Source organism: Desulfonatronovibrio hydrogenovorans DSM 9292, from assembly GCF_000686525.1.
Lineage (GTDB): Bacteria > Desulfobacterota > Desulfovibrionia > Desulfovibrionales > Desulfonatronovibrionaceae > Desulfonatronovibrio > Desulfonatronovibrio hydrogenovorans.
Window position 1 is genome coordinate 1 of record NZ_JMKT01000005.1, and the last position, 15,100, is coordinate 15,100.

Sequence of the window (15,100 nt, forward strand, 5' to 3'; positions counted from 1 at the left end):
CCCCATGTGTCAGGATAGATGTCGTCTTGGATGAAATTTGAGGGAGGGCCAAGAGGAGCCCCCGGGGGGCTCCTCTTGGAACAAAAATCCCTTTCATCCTATCATGTTCAACATAACAAGGGGCAGGAGCTGGTTATAATGTCTTACCCTTTGCAATTTAAAGAAAACGTGGTCAAAATGGTACTTACAGGGACTGACTCTCAAGCCCAGATCGCCAAGGACATGGGAGTTCCAGGTTCAACCATGCGATACTGGCTTAAAAAAGCACAAAGCACTGGAGATACCATTATGGCCAAACATGAGAAACGTCCACAGGACTGGTCCTCAAAAGAAAAGCTCGATGCCCTGCTTGAATCTGCCAAGCTTACAGACGAACAGCTGGGAGCCTGGTGCAGACAAAAAGGAATACATACTCATCATCTGGAGAAATGGAAAAAAGAATTCTCCAAGGATCAATCAAGGAACAAAGGCAATAATGTCCGTCAGCTTAAAAAAGAAGTCAAAGATCTTCAAAAAGAGCTTAACCGCAAGGACAAGGCTTTAGCTGAAACAACGGCCCTTCTGGTGCTCAAAAAAAAAGTGGATGCCCTCTGGGGGGGCAACAGGGACGACTGATCCCGACCCAGAAGAAAAAGCGCATCCTGACACTTATAGACGAAGCCTGCAGTTCAGGAGCCAGGCTGAAAAAAGCTTGTGCCATTACCGGCTTAAGTCCCAGGACCATCCAAAGGTGGAGAAGTCCTGAGAAACTTGAAGACAGACGTAAAGAGTCAAGCCAAACACCAGCCAACAAACTGAGTGAAATGGAACGACAGAAGATTCTGAAGACCATCAACAGTCCTGCATACAGGAACCTGAGTCCGCATCAAATAGTTGCGGATCTGGCTGATCAGGAAACATACCTGGCGTCCGAGGCAACCATGTACCGCATCCTTCGGGAAGAAGGTCAAAACACCCACAGGCAGCCTTCAAAGCCTAAGAGACACAACAGGCCTGAAGAACTGACAGCTGCTGAGCCCAATCAGGTCTGGACCTGGGACATTACATATCTGCCGGGCCCGGTTAGAGGAGTGTTCTTTTATCTGTACATGATCATTGATCTCTACAGCAGAAAGATCATCACCTGGCAGATACACACCCGTGAAGGATCCACTCTGGCCGGAGGCTTGATCAGCGAAGGATGCTATCTGGAAAACATAACCAGAGACCAACTGGTCCTACACTCTGACAACGGTGCTCCCATGAAGGGAGCAACCATGCTGGCCACTTTGCAGCAGCTGGGTGTAATGCCGTCCTTCTCAAGGCCTGGCGTAAGCAATGACAATGCCCATTCAGAAGCCTTATACAAGACTCTGAAATATCGCCCCTGGTATCCTCAAAAGCCTTTTAAAAGCTTAAGTGATGCCAGAACCTGGGTCGAGGGTTTTGTACAGTGGTATAATCATGAGCATCGTCACAGCAGCCTGGCGTATGTAACCCCCAATGATCGGCACACAGGCAGGGACAAAGAAATCCTGGCCAGACGACGAGTTGTTTATCAAAGAGCAAAAATGAAAAACCCGGAACGGTGGTCAGGTCAGATCAGGAAATGGTCTGCACCTTCTGAAGTCACACTGAATAAAAAAAGAACCTCTAATACAGAAAAAATTGCGGCCTAAAGGCGACATCTTTCTTGAAACTTACCGGACTGGTAAGTTCTTGCTGATGTAAAATAGCATAAATGAGGGTTCGGGTTGGTTAGGGGGCGGAAATAATCAACCCATTGATTTAATTGCATAAAGAGCCTTTACAAAGTCTAAAATTGATCTTAGAATGCCCTTTTCAATGCTTAAAAACAAGTTATAAGCAATCATGCCCAGAGCCAGCAGATATGAGTACTGGAGTTAGGATGTGGCTTATGTAATTAGCCTGTTGAATCGATATGAAATCCAAAGAAATATCAATATTAATGTTCGACGCCGCCTATCCTCCACCAATACTTGGAGGCAAAGAGAAACAGGCTCATTTGCTTGCTAAAGAATTGTCAAGGCAGGGTGTTGATTGCAAGGCACTTTCATATAAACATAGTGGCAACTCATCTGAAGACCATGAAGGTATCTTAGTAGACAGAGTATCCCCTGGTATTTGGGCTGTTCCGAATTTATTCTTGAGGCTGGTAGCCCTTCGCCGAAAATTCAAAATCCTGCATATCCATACGCCAAGCAGAATAGGAAAAATAATGGTTTTGCTCGGATTTTTATTAGGTTACCGTATTGTTTTCAAATTTCCAAATGAACATCTCCTAAACAGCAAGCATTTCATCGACAGAACAGTGTGGACAATGCTGTGCTGGTTGGTTGACCTGTGTGTGGTTCTTGAAGAAGACACAAAAAATAAGCTTATAGACAAAGGTGTTAACAAGAAGAATATCTTTTTTGTTGCTAATGGTGTTGAGATGTCGCAATGTAAGGGTATTTCTGAAAGCAAAAAGCAGATAGAATTGATTTATGTAGGTCGGCTTGTGCCTCAGAAAGCTTGCGACCAACTGATCAAGGCTTGTAAGATATTGCGGAAGAAAAATATAAATTTTTCACTCAAGATTATTGGTGATGGACCGCTGAAAAATGAGATGGTCCACTTGGTTTATGATTTAAATTTGGGGGAACAGGTTTATTTTGTTGGTTACAGCAACAATCCGCTTGCATATATGGAAAGGAGTGACATTTTGGTACTTCCTTCGTTGCATGAAGGCATGCCCAACGCCCTTCTTGAGGCAATATCCATAGGCTTGCCTATTGTATCCACTGATGTGGGCGCAGTTAGAAAGCAGGTCGGATCTTTCGGTGAACAGTTTTTGTGCAAGCCTGATGATCCGGAATGTCTGGCTGAAAAAATTTATCTCTTAGCTGGTGACCCTTTTTTAAGGAAGGAATATAGCAAGTATCTGTACAAACGGGGGGGGGAAATGTTTTCCATACAAGCTATTGCCAAACAATACATAGAAAAATACAAGAAGCTTTAAATACTGTCTCAAATTAACTTAACAGGCTGTTGAAAATCTCCCAATTGCTTCGTCGCTACAAAAAGTTCAAACTCTTACGTATAGATAAATACTCTGCGACCTTGAACTTTTTTTGCTCCTTGTACTTGGAGTTTTTGAACAGCCTGCCTGATAAGGACTTTTTCAACATACTGTTAACCTGCCAATGAAAATCACAAAGCAAACGTTAATACTTTTTATTGTATCGCCACTTTTTTTCTTATGGTCATATTTTCTACTAACGCATTATACTCGTGGTGACCAGGGTCACTATTGGAGATTTTATCAGTCCTTACAAGGTGCACCACTTAGCGACCTAATGTCTTTAGCAATGAGCTATGTATCAAGTTGTGAACCTGTTATAGCAATTGTCTTATGGGTGGGAGCAAACCTCGGGATAGAAAAAAACATATACATATCAATGTTTAATGTTTTGTTTTTTTGTGGGATTATTCTTTTGCTTAAAAAATACAAAGTGCCGTGGTATATATATTTTTTTATCTTTACAAACTTTTATTTTATTGTGTTGATGACAGCTGCGGAGCGTCTTAAATTTGCCTATATTTTACTTACATATTCTGCACTTTTTTCAACTAAAAAAGCTTTTTTTTGGGCCTTGCTATCTCCGCTAGCGCATCTACAGTCTTTTATACTTTTGGCAAGCGCTGGAATGGCAAAATACAGCGAGTCCATAAAAATGCTTATAGTCAGGTTTCGGATACGAAAAATGGACTTTCTATCCCTAACTATTGCCCTGATCCTATCAGGAATTTGTCTTTTCTTTCTATGGGAAGGGGTTTTTAGAAAAGCTTTATGGTATACTGAACGTTATGGGGGACTATCGGAATTAGTAAGTGTGTTTATTCTATTGGTTGCAACTATGACTGCAACAAAAAATCGTTTTCGTGTGCTGATAGCATTTATTCCAATTATCGTCACAATTTATTTTTTGGGTGGGATGCGGGTGAATATGATTGCCGTTACCATTTTTTTCTATTTGATGCTGATCGAAGGTCGCCTCACTCATCCTGTAGCGATATGCTTGCTCATGTATTTCTCCGTAAAATCCATTCCCTTCGTCTACAACATAATAACTTACGGCAGTGGGTTTGCTGGATTTCTTTTTTAAAAATAATCAATATGACTATTGCTCATTCTTGTGGCACAGAGGGCAATGACCAATAAAAAGATTTAGAGATGGATTAGAATTCCGATTTATTAAAATGAAAATTCTCTTTAACTGCACAACAAATATAGTCGGAGGAGGAATCCAGACTGCGGCCAACTTCATTGCCCAGGCTGTTGAGACATGCGATTTTAGCTGGTCAATAGCGTTCTCTCCTGAGGTTTATGGCCAATTAAACCACATAACTGTATCTAAATTAAAAGAGTATCGTGTCTTTGAAGATTCACCCGCCAAGTCCTTGAAAGCAAGAAAAGAACTTAAAAAGTTTGAAAGTAAAATATGTCCGGATATTGTTTATACCATGTCAGGTCCAGCATACGTTAAGTTTGATTCTTTGCATGTTCTGGGTTGTAGCAATGGATTTGTTTCTCATGCTGGATTGGAAGCCTTTTTTTGTGATGGTTTTTTTTCAGGCTTTAAAAGTATTGCTCATGTAGTATACCAGTCATTATCATTCAGGAAAGCTGACTACTGGATATTTCAAACCCGCTCTTCCTGTGAGGGGTTTGTTAGAAGACTGCGCGTTCAAAGAGAAAAAACTTTTGTTGTCCCCAACGCTTTAGGAAAGTCATTCAATAGAGATCAAATGTACAGAATGCCCAGCTATAAAAAGTCCAATCCTGTAATTCTGATCCCTGCAGCCCCTTATCCCCATAAAAATCTGAGCATAATTCCAGAAGTGGCATATAGGTTAGTTAATGAGTTTAGTCTTGATGACTTTGAATTCAGATTGACTTTAAATGAAAATAGTTATGCTTGGCAGAAAATAAAAGATAAAGCAGAAAAATTAAAACTGAATAACAAAATTAAGAATATTGGACCATTTAAGGTATCTCAAGCTTCTGATTTATATAGGCAGGCAAGAGTGATATTTTTACCCACCCTTTTAGAAACCTTCTCAGCTACATATATTGAAGCTATGTTTTCAGGAAGGCCAATTGTAACTTCTAACCGTAATTTTGCAAGGGATATTTGCCAAGAAGATGCTTTTTATGTGGACCCTAATGATCCTTCGTCCTGTGCGAACAAGCTTGTTTTGTGTCTGCAGGCAGATCCAAGTGTCGATAATATAGTTCTAAATGGTTTTAAAAGAGTTAAATCCTTTCCCGATTTAAAGCAAAGATACTCTATGATTCGTGATATTTTGAAAAAAATTCATGAAAAGAGTGTGCACTAAATTATGAATAAAGATAGTCATTTTATGTTACATGCCACGTTGTTATTGAGCATGAAGCTGTTGCACCAACCTTAGTCAAGTATAACCTTTTCTTTCTGCCTACCCGGGGCGAGAATTACGGTCATGCCATTTTTGAGTCTTTGGCGGTTGGCACGCCTGTCTTGATCAGCGACCAGACACCCTGGCGTGATCTGGACGATGCTGGTGTGGGATGGGTCAGGCAACTTGAGAAAATACAAGAATTTATTGATGTTATTGAGCATGTCTATTCTCAAACAAAAAATGAACATATTGAACAAAGAAACCTGGCAAAACAATATGCTCTCTCCATGATTTTATCTGGGGAAGCTCTGAAGCAAAACAAACTGTTGTTTGATGCATTATATCAACAGAAAAAATCAGTTGGAGTCAGCCATTCGTCATGTGCGGAATAATAGGTTTCTCCGGCTGGAATGCCGGCTCTCTTCCTTGTGCTTTCCAAAAAATTGCGCACCGCGGCCTTGATGATTCAGGGCTTTTATTTTTATCAAACAACGCGGATTGGGCTTGGACACAGCCGGTTGTCCATCCTGGACCTTTAGGCCAAAAAACTCATTCATAAGAAGTTGTATTTCGATGAACACACCAATACTTACGAGTTGGCGAGCACCCAAGACGGAATTAAGCATTCGGATAACGAGATGGTTATATACAGCTCCTGTACAGGAACAATATATTGAGCATCCACGAAGTCTGTGGTTACTCTGGAATTATCTAAAAAAAGTAGGGGCTCGTTCAGTAATCCAGAAACTCCGCTCTCGTTTTTCTGAAAATAAAAGAAATCAAAAGATTTTCGGGGTAGGTGTTGGCTTAATTTTGGAGTCACCTTCTTCATCAAATCTCGTTTCTGGAAATCATGTTCTTTTTTTTGCACCAAATCATCCTTCTGATACTGATATTCTCTGTATACATGAAGCGTTTGTTGTTGCGGTGAGCTTGGCATCTGACCAGAGCCTCCCATCTACAGAGAACTCACTTGGTTCTTGCGAGCTTCCTGATTTACTGTTGCAATATGTAGGGTGGTCTCCTTATTCTGGCCTTGAGATTGATGTTGAGAATATTCAGAAGACGCTTTTAATGCTTGAGCAGAAGTGTTCGTCAGCACTGAAAAAAGAAAATTGTAAATCTATTGGAAATTTGCAGATCACTGAGCAAATTAATGTGGACACACCAACCAAAGGTAAGCCTACAGCCGTACTCTTTGGCTTGGGAAACTATGCCAAGACCGCTATTATTCCCAATATTCGCTCTCACATTTCGTTGCAACGGGTTCATGAGATAGATCCGGATCAACTGGCTTTTTTTGGGAAAAAACCAAAAGTGAGCTTGGATACAGCACCACATCCAAGAATAGGTTTGACATTTGATGCCTGGTTTATCGCCGGATTTCACCACACTCATACAGATTTGGCCATTGCGGCTTTACGCCAATCAGCCTATGCGGTCATAGAAAAGCCCCTGGCCACAACGCGTTTGCAATATGAAAAATTTTCCAATGTTATGACTCAACTATCAAAGGCCCGTTTTTTCCTGTGCTTCCACAAGCGTTATTCCGAGCTGCACAGTTATGCAATGCATGACTTGGACAGTACTCCTGGTGATCCGGTGGATATGCATTGCATTGTCTACGAGATCCCGTTGCCTCGCCTGCACTGGTACAACTGGCCAAACAGTGGAAGTCGTTTGGTGTCCAATGGTTGTCATTGGCTTGATTATTTCATGTATGTAAATGGTTATTCCAACGCGATAGATTATCGTGTCTGGCGGCCACGCGGTTCAGACATTTCTGTTCAGGTCCGTCTTGAAAACGGTGCTTACCTATCTATGAGCTTGACAGACACTGGGAGTCAACGTCTTGGCGTCCGAGACCACATCGAGCTGCGCAAAGGAGGAGTGACCGTAAAAATGGTTGATGGAGCATATTACGAGGCGGAAAGTCGCACACGAGTTTTGAGGAAGAAAAAGGTTAACCCCTTAAACTCTTATGCTCAAATGTATAGGCATATTGGAAAGTCTATTGCTACTGGAGCTGACGGAGATAGTCTGGAAAGCCTTCGTTCATCTGAGTTGACCTTGATTTTAGAAGATCTAATTACCTAAATTTATAACCATATTTCTTAAATAATGAAACAAATACTACAAGACCTTACCAAAGGCGCCACATACATAGTCGAAGCCCCTGATCCTGCACCCAAAACGGGATCATTATTAATCGCGACCAAAGTATCACTTGTCTCAGCCGGCACTGAGCGGATGCTGGTGGATTTCGGCAAGGCTGGGTATTTGCAAAAGGCAAAGCAGCAGCCTGAGAAGGTAAAAATGGTCCTGGACAAGGCCCGGACTGACGGGATCATGGCTACTTATGATGCTGTGCGCAGCAAACTGGAGCAGCCTATTCCGCTGGGATACTGCAATGTGGGCGTGGTATCAGAGGTCAGAGGTCAGAGGTCAGTGGTCAGTGGATTAGAAGATAAGAAGCTTAGAAGATCAGAAGGTCAGAATAGCAGAGAGTATGATCTGGCTTCAGACTCAACTTCTCAACCTCTCAACTGCTCACCTTCTCATCTTCCCACCTTCTCAACTTCTCCCTTTAAGCCGGGCGACCGGGTGGTCAGTAATGGTCCACATGCTGAAATTGTCAGGATACCCAAGAACCTGTGCGCCAGAATACCGGACAATGTCAGTGATGAAGAGGCCTCTTTTACCGTGCTTGGGGCCATTGCCCTCCAGGGCATCCGCCTGGCCGGGCCAACCCTGGGTGAATGTTTTGCTGTTACCGGTGTCGGCCTCATCGGGCTATTAACTGTTCAGCTTTTAAAAGCCCAGGGCTGCCGGGTCCTGGCCATTGATTTTGATGATAAAAAGCTGGATCTGGCCAGGCAGTTTGGCGCGGAAACCTGCAATCCCGGCCAAGGTGGAGATCCGGTGTCAGCTGGCATGGCCTTCAGCCGGGGCAAGGGCATGGACGGGGTGATTATCTGCGCGGCCACTAAATCCAATGATCCGGTGGTCCAGGCAGCCCGCATGAGCCGCAAGCGCGGCCGGATCGTACTGGTGGGGGTAACCGGGCTGGAGCTGAACCGGGCTGATTTTTACGAAAAAGAACTGACCTTTCAGGTGTCCTGCTCGTATGGTCCGGGCAGATATGATCCGGAATATGAGGACAAGGGCCATGATTATCCTCTGGGCTTTGTGCGCTGGACAGAGCAGCGCAATTTTGAGGCTGTACTGGACATGATGGCTGAGGAAAAGATTGATGTAACCCCGCTTATCAGCCACAGGTTTGCTTTTGAAGACGCGCCAAAGGCTTATGAGGTGCTTAGCAGCGAGTCGGATGTTCTGGGGATATTGCTTGAATACAAGACGGAGAAGAGTTTTGTCCGCCCCAGTGAAACACCCCTAAGGGGTCCCTGGTTTCACGGGGTAAACAAAGGGCAGAGAACTGTTAAGCTCAAAGATGAAGAGGGGGAAAAGCCTGAGGCGGGGGGGGCTGTGGTTTCGTTTATCGGGGCGGGCAACTATGCATCCAGGGTACTTATTCCGGCTTTTAAAAAGGCTGGGGCCAGGCTGCGAACTATTGTCACTTCCGGAGGGACCAGTGCCGCAGTGACCGGCAAAAAGGCCGGTTTTGAATATGCTTCCACTGATGTGGAGGCCATGCTGGCTGATGAAAATACAAATGCCGTGGTCATTGCCACCAGGCACAACTCCCATGCCAGGTTTGTGCTTCAGGCGCTAAGGGCTGGGAAGAATGTGTTTGTGGAAAAACCTTTATGTCTTACCCTTGAAGAGCTGGACGCCATTGAAGAAGAAGTTGGGAAGATAAGAAGTTTAGAGGATGAGAAAGAGAGTAAAGAAGCAACTTCTCAGCTTCCCAGCTTCTCAGCTTCTCCAAGACTGATGGTTGGCTTCAACCGGAGGTTTTCGCCCCAGATTCAAAAAATGAAGGGCCTTCTTGATACTGTCAAAGAACCAAAATCCTTTATCATGACCATGAACGCTGGAGCCATTCCAGCGGATCACTGGACCCAGGATCCTGGTGTGGGCGGGGGGCGAATTATTGGCGAGGCCTGTCATTACATAGATCTGATGCGCTTTCTTGCCGGAAGTGAAATTGTTTCAGTGCAGGGCCGGTGCATGGGAGATGTTCCGGGTGTTGACGTCCCAGGCGACAAGTCCGCCATTACTCTGGGCTTTGCAGATGGTTCTTTTGGAACTATTCATTACCTGGCCAACGGGCATGCAAGCTTTCCCAAAGAACGGATTGAAGTCTTTGCAGCCGGCTGTGTACTCCAGTTGGACAACTTCAGAAAGTTGAAAGGGTTTGGCTGGCCGGGATTCAAAAAAATGAACCTCTGGCGGCAGGATAAGGGACAGAAAGCATGTGCAGAGGCGTTTGTGGAGGCGGTTAAGCAGGGAGGCCCTGCGCCCATTCCGGTGGAGGAGATTTTTGAGGTGGCTCGGGTGAGTATTGAGGTGGCAGGGGGCTGAGGGAAGAGGTTGAATGTTGATGGTTGATGGTTGAATTAAGGAAGAGGTTGAACAGGAAGATGAGAGAATAAATAGTAGCAAAAACATTGACAGAGTCATATTTTAAGTGCAATAGGCCTGCTATCAAAAGGCTTTATGCGCATGAATGGTAATAAGAAAGAAAAATTGAAAACTTTAGGGCCACGGGCGGCTTATCTGGTGGGGAGGCTCTACGAACAGGGAAAGCCTATGTTTTCCAATGCCGATGTCATGGAAATTACCGGACTTCAACCGAAATCCGCCCGGAATTTTGTGGCTTCCCTTGTAAATCGGGGTGTGGCAACCAGATTAAAACCTGGACTTTTTATCCTGGTTCCTTATGAACTCGGGTTTGAGAGCGAATATTTGGGCAATCCTTATATTCTGGGCCGGGAACTGGCAGGCAGGCAAAAATACTATATCTCACATGCCTCGGCCATGGACATCCATCAAATGGTTACCCAGCCCCAGTTGAAAGTTTTTGTTTCAGTTGCCCGTTCCATTCGGCCCCGCATGGTCCTTGGAACGGAATATCACTTTGTAAGATGCAGGCCGGAACATTTTTTCGGCATTGAAAAGCACTGGGCCACGAAAACAGACAGCGTGCAGGTCAGTGACCCGGAACGGACGATTATTGACTGCCTCAAGCTGCCGCAGCATTGCGGTGGTTTGAGCGAAACAGCCAAGGGGCTGTGGATCAAAAAACAGGAATTGGATCTGGACCGATTGATTGGGTATGCAGTTAAAGTTGATGTCGGTGCGGTAATCCGCAGGCTTGGTTTTTTGCTGGAAATTTTCCAGATGGCCTCAGACTCCCACATCTCCAACCTGCAGCAGCATCTGTCCAAATCTTATGTCCTCCTGGATCCGGTGCTGCCTCATGAGGGAAAATATCTTGCCAGGTGGCGGTTGCGGCTAAATATGGAGCCGGATGAGCTGCTTGCTTTGGTCAGGACTTGAACACATGATACCCCAGAGAAACATTTCGCTTTTGGCCAACCGGCTTGCCGGAAAAGGCAAAAGACGCATTCCGGAAGCTGTGTTGGAACTTGATTATTGCCTGGCCTGGTTTCTCGTCGGTTTGTCCGGGTCTTCCTTAGATGAGGATTTGATCTTTAAGGGCGGAACAGCGCTCAAGCGTTGCTACTTCCATGATTAACGGTTCTCTGAAGACCTCGATTTTACCCTGGCTCGGGACATGTCCTTTGCGGATATCCTGTCCGGCCTTGAAGAGGTTTACAAGAAGGTCAGGGAGGAAAGCGGGATTATGTTTGCATTTCACGCCGAGGACCGAAACAGGCATCACAACAGTCATACGTTTTACCTTGGCTATGAAGGCCCGCTCCCGGCAACAACCCGAAAAACAGTCAAGGTGGATATCACTATTAAGGAAAAGCTGACCTTTCCTGTAGAAAAACGCCGAGTTTTAAGAGGGCATGAGGAATATGCAGATATCCCGGAAGGAAGTCTGATCAGCGTATACTCCCTGGACGAGATTTGTGTTGAGAAATTTCTGGCTCTTACCGACAAGGCCCGGAATGAACCGCGCGATTTGTTTGATTTCTGGTATCTTGTGTCAAACAATCATGTTGACTTGACCATGCTTTGGCCCGAAGTCAAGGCAAAGCTTGATTTCAGGAACAGGACCACTGATGATTTAGGTGCTGTTTATGACCGCAAAGAAGCACGTTTGAAAAAATTGTGGGATAATCGACTGGGCCTGCAGATGACTGAGTTGCCCCATTTTGGCGATATATTTCGTTTTGTCAGACGGGCTGTGAAGGGCGCTGGCTGGTTTGATTAAGAAAAATGTGATTGTGCTAACCGAAAACTGACCCCTTTAGGGTGTTTGTGATAACCGAAAATTGACCCCCCTGACAAAGCACCTTTATCCTGAGTTGATTACAGATTCAGGAGGGAGGTGGGGGAGGTATGATCACAGTGGAGCAATATGAGTATGTCAGGGTTGGCAGTCGGGTATACGGGAAGTCAATAAGGGAGTTGTCGCGGGAGACGGGCCATTCCAGAAATACGATTCGCAAGGTTCTAAGGGATGAGTATAAGGTCTACAAGAGCAGAGACAATCAGCCTTACCCTGTTCTTGACCCGTACAAGGCTATCATTGATCAGTGGCTTAAGAAAGATAAAGACAGGCCCAAAAAGCAGAGACACACTGCCAGGAGGATATATAACCGACTTGTAGAAGAAGAGGGTTATCAGGGGTCTGAGTCCACGGTTCGTCGTTATGTTCGGCAAGCCAAGGCATTATTTGGCTTAAAGAGGTCAGGAGCGTTCATTCCTCTTGTTCCTGATGTGGGTCAGGAAGCAGAGGTGGACTGGGGCCAGGCTAACGTGATCATTGGTGGTCACATGGAGGCTTGCAAGTTTTTCTGCATGCGTTCGATCTGGCAAGACTTTTGTTCGATTTTACCGTGCAGAGAGACAGCAATGTCTTTTTGATGCCCATATGAATGGGTTTGATTTTTTTGGGGGTGTCTTCCCTACTCTGGTCTATGACAATATGACAACGGCGGTTCAGAAGGTTTTAAGGGGCAAGAATCGGATTCTACAGGATGAGTTTCGGAAGTTTTGTTCTTTCTACAGCTTCAAGACCGAGTTCTGCAATCCTGCCAAAGGCAATGAGAAAGGCGGAGTTGAGGGAGTTGTGGGATATGTCAGGCGTAACTTCATGGTTCCCCTGCCCGAGGCAGAGAGCCTTGAGGCCTTGAATGAAGATTTGCTCAAGAAATGTCTGAAACATGGAGAACATGTTACAACAGGCAGGACAAAGAATATTAATCAGTTGTTTGAGCAGGAGAAGGCTCATCTGCTGCTTATTCCAGATAACCAGTTCTGTAACATTTTGCACACAACGGGGAAGGTTGATCATTACAGTACGGTCGTGGTGGACAAGAACCGCTACTCTGTTCCGGCGTCTTTTGCAGGAATGAAGGTTTCGGTCAGCCTTGGGGTGTCCAGGGTGGAAATATTTTATGAAGGCAAAAAGGTAGCCTCTCATTCCCGTTTTTATGGGAACAACAAGTGGTCACTTGACCCGGACCACTATCTGGATCTTCTTGAGAAACGTCCCGGAGCCTTTGATACAGCCAGACCCATCAGGCAGTGGCGTACCACATGGCCTGACGCCTATGACCAGTTTCTGTCAAGATTAAGAACCACACAGGGGATCAATAAGGGTACAAAGGATTTTATATCAGTTCTCAAGCTGTGCCGTTCTTTTAAAATTGAAGAAGTAACCAGAGCCATAGACGCGGCCTTGAAGGCCGGAGTAAGTTCCGGGGAAGCGGTCCGTCACCTTTTAGTCCATCCCGTGGCAGATCAGAAGTCAGATCCAGTACCGAACTGGTCTGTCCTGCCTAAAGCAGATGTGTCTGTATATGGTCAGCTGGGGGGTGTGATATGAGTATAGCCTGTACAGCCACCCTTTGCTCCAACCTCAAGAGTCTGAACCTTTCCAATATGGCCAGGATGCTTGAGAGTTCAGTCAGGCAGGCCAGGGAATCTGGCATGGACTATCAGGACTTTCTTCTGGAACTGACAGAGCACGAGCTCAACATACGCAATCAAAACAGGCTCAAGAGAAGAATCAAGGAAGCCAGGTTCCCCTTACTCAAGACTTTCGAAGATTATGACTTTGAGGCTGCCCCTGAACTTGACCGCAGATGTATAAGAGGACTCTGCAGCGGGGAGTACATCAGGGATCATAAGAACGTTATCCTTCTTGGCAGAAGCGGAACCGGCAAGACCCACCTGGCCACTGCTCTTGGAGTGGAGGCATGCAAGCAGGGTATCCGCACCAGGTTTGTTACAGCCTGCGGCTTGGCCAATGAACTGATTGAATCCCGGCATGAGCGACAATTACAAAAGAGCCTGCAACGTTACTTTCGCTATGGATTACTGATAGTAGACGAGCTTGGATATGTGCCTTTCTCCAAGGAGGGATCAGAGCTTTTATTCCAGGTACTTGCAGAACGACACGAGCGCGGTTCAGTGATCATAACCAGTAACCTTGGCTTTGGAGATTGGAACCAGGTGTTCGGTGACTCTAATCTTACAGCTGCGCTTCTGGACAGAATCACACATAGAGCCACCATCATCAATTGTACTTGGGACAGCTTCAGGCTGAAAGAATCTTTGAAAAACAGAAAAACTGATTAGAGGACCGGGCCGAGCCCCATCCCCCGGGGGATGGGGGTGTCCCCTTCAAATAATCAAGGGGGGTCAAAATTGGGTTATCACGGAGGGTCAAATTTGGGTTGTCATTATTAAAAATGATTTTGAAAGCAACTACCAGGGTTGTTATGCCCATAAATCTTCCTGAGAAAAGCAGAGCAAGCTAGCTACGCGGGTCTTCTGTATAGCAAAGGGTAAAGTGCTGGGAAGGTGAGGCGGCAGAAGGCATGGGGAAGAAGTTGAATGTTGAATTAAAGAAGATGTTGAGGGTTGAATAAGGCAAAGAATGGTATATCAATATGCAAGAGAGATATCTATTTCCGCATGAAAAACTGGAAGCCTGGCAGATTTCCAGGAATCTGGCTAAAAGGATTTATCATCTACGCCGTAAGGCCCCTTCTTTCAGGTGGGGGATATAAGGCGTAGTTCTTGTGACTTTTGAAAGAATGGCAAGGAGTTTTTCTCGAACTCAGGCTTTGCCAATACAGCAATTAGCCTTAATATATTGACTTTTAAGTAAAAATTTGCTATAGTTTAGTTCATGCTGGTACCCAGGGGATATAGATTCAGGCTTAAACTTCGGGCTGAAGATGAACAGAAGTTTGTCCAGTTTGCCGGGTGTTGCCGTTTTGTATGGAACAAGGCCTTAACCCATCAGGACAGCCTTTTTCAGGCTGAAGGTGAAAAGATTCTATCCAAAACCAAACTCCTGAACCTGTTGCCTGAGTGGAAGAATGAGCATCCCTTTCTAAGGGAAGCTCATTCCCAAATTCTGCAGCAAAGCCTGATTGACCTGGACCGGGCCTACCAGAACTTTTTCAGAAGATTGAAACAGGGCGAAGATCCCGGCTATCCCAGGTACAAGAAAAAGTTTGTGCATGATAGTTTCAGATTTCCCCAGGGATTTAAAGTCGAAGGCAGACATATATATCTGCCTAAGCTCGGTTGGTTCAGGTTCTACAAGAGTCAAGACATT

The 15,100-nt window shown here is 45.1% G+C and carries 13 protein-coding genes and 1 pseudogene; all 14 read left to right on the forward strand.

From position 1 onward, the window contains the following. Positions 1–138 precede the first annotated feature (138 nt). Entirely contained in the window at positions 139–615 is a 477-nt protein-coding gene (locus P771_RS0101065; RefSeq protein WP_028573613.1) for a transposase, read from the forward strand. Beyond that, positions 615–1,658: an IS3 family transposase gene (locus tag P771_RS0101070; RefSeq protein WP_028573612.1), complete on the forward strand. Its 1,044-nt coding sequence runs from the start codon at positions 615–617 to the stop codon at positions 1,656–1,658. Before P771_RS0101065 ends, P771_RS0101070 begins: the two co-directional genes overlap by 1 nt. 263 nt (positions 1,659–1,921) lie before the next feature. Continuing rightward, the gene (locus tag P771_RS0101075; protein WP_028573682.1) at positions 1,922–3,001 is read left to right on the forward strand and encodes a glycosyltransferase family 4 protein; all 1,080 of its coding nucleotides are present in this window, start codon (positions 1,922–1,924) and stop codon (positions 2,999–3,001) included. A 184-nt stretch (positions 3,002–3,185) separates the two neighbouring features. After that, positions 3,186–4,148, forward strand: coding sequence for a hypothetical protein (locus P771_RS0101080; protein ID WP_028573683.1), 963 nt, complete (start codon positions 3,186–3,188; stop codon positions 4,146–4,148). 94 nt (positions 4,149–4,242) lie between these two features. Next, a complete protein-coding gene (locus P771_RS0101085) occupies positions 4,243–5,382 on the forward strand; it encodes a glycosyltransferase (protein ID WP_028573684.1) in 1,140 nt (379 codons plus the stop codon). Between the two features lie 44 nt (positions 5,383–5,426). Continuing rightward, on the forward strand, positions 5,427–5,816 hold the full coding sequence (locus P771_RS0101090; RefSeq protein WP_150112103.1) for a glycosyltransferase: 390 nt from the start codon (positions 5,427–5,429) through the stop codon (positions 5,814–5,816). A gap of 181 nt (positions 5,817–5,997) precedes the next feature. Beyond that, positions 5,998–7,521: a Gfo/Idh/MocA family oxidoreductase gene (locus P771_RS0101100; RefSeq protein ID WP_150112104.1), complete on the forward strand. Its 1,524-nt coding sequence runs from the start codon at positions 5,998–6,000 to the stop codon at positions 7,519–7,521. 24 nt (positions 7,522–7,545) lie between these two features. Then, entirely contained in the window at positions 7,546–9,912 is a 2,367-nt protein-coding gene (locus tag P771_RS0101105; RefSeq protein ID WP_028573688.1) for a bi-domain-containing oxidoreductase, read from the forward strand. Between the two features lie 141 nt (positions 9,913–10,053). Next, entirely contained in the window at positions 10,054–10,890 is an 837-nt protein-coding gene (locus tag P771_RS0101110) for a type IV toxin-antitoxin system AbiEi family antitoxin domain-containing protein (protein ID WP_150112105.1), read from the forward strand. A gap of 211 nt (positions 10,891–11,101) precedes the next feature. Next, a pseudogene (locus P771_RS16005) lies at positions 11,102–11,734 on the forward strand (nucleotidyl transferase AbiEii/AbiGii toxin family protein); the annotation flags it as partial. A 128-nt stretch (positions 11,735–11,862) separates the two neighbouring features. Beyond that, positions 11,863–12,390, forward strand: coding sequence for a transposase (locus P771_RS19035; RefSeq protein WP_208595930.1), 528 nt, complete (start codon positions 11,863–11,865; stop codon positions 12,388–12,390). A 7-nt stretch (positions 12,391–12,397) separates the two neighbouring features. Beyond that, the gene (locus tag P771_RS16010; protein WP_244147275.1) at positions 12,398–13,354 is read left to right on the forward strand and encodes a Mu transposase domain-containing protein; all 957 of its coding nucleotides are present in this window, start codon (positions 12,398–12,400) and stop codon (positions 13,352–13,354) included. Then, positions 13,351–14,109, forward strand: coding sequence for an IS21-like element helper ATPase IstB (istB, locus tag P771_RS0101125; protein ID WP_028573690.1), 759 nt, complete (start codon positions 13,351–13,353; stop codon positions 14,107–14,109). The genes P771_RS16010 and istB overlap by 4 nt, the downstream gene beginning before the upstream one ends. Positions 14,110–14,665: 556 nt before the next feature. Further along, positions 14,666–15,100: RNA-guided endonuclease InsQ/TnpB family protein (locus P771_RS0101130; protein ID WP_028573691.1), on the forward strand; the 435-nt coding region annotated here is incomplete at its 3' end.

Coding starts and splice junctions, on each gene's coding strand:
- P771_RS0101105 (WP_028573688.1), top strand. CDS start 7,546: ATGAAACAAATACTACAAGACCTTACCAAAGGCGCCACATACATAGTC.
- P771_RS19035 (WP_208595930.1), top strand. CDS start 11,863: ATGATCACAGTGGAGCAATATGAGTATGTCAGGGTTGGCAGTCGGGTA.
- P771_RS0101075 (WP_028573682.1), top strand. CDS start 1,922: ATGAAATCCAAAGAAATATCAATATTAATGTTCGACGCCGCCTATCCT.
- istB (WP_028573690.1), top strand. CDS start 13,351: ATGAGTATAGCCTGTACAGCCACCCTTTGCTCCAACCTCAAGAGTCTG.
- P771_RS0101110 (WP_150112105.1), top strand. CDS start 10,054: ATGAATGGTAATAAGAAAGAAAAATTGAAAACTTTAGGGCCACGGGCG.
- P771_RS0101065 (WP_028573613.1), top strand. CDS start 139: ATGTCTTACCCTTTGCAATTTAAAGAAAACGTGGTCAAAATGGTACTT.
- P771_RS0101100 (WP_150112104.1), top strand. CDS start 5,998: ATGAACACACCAATACTTACGAGTTGGCGAGCACCCAAGACGGAATTA.
- P771_RS16010 (WP_244147275.1), top strand. CDS start 12,398: ATGAATGGGTTTGATTTTTTTGGGGGTGTCTTCCCTACTCTGGTCTAT.
- P771_RS0101080 (WP_028573683.1), top strand. CDS start 3,186: ATGAAAATCACAAAGCAAACGTTAATACTTTTTATTGTATCGCCACTT.
- P771_RS0101085 (WP_028573684.1), top strand. CDS start 4,243: ATGAAAATTCTCTTTAACTGCACAACAAATATAGTCGGAGGAGGAATC.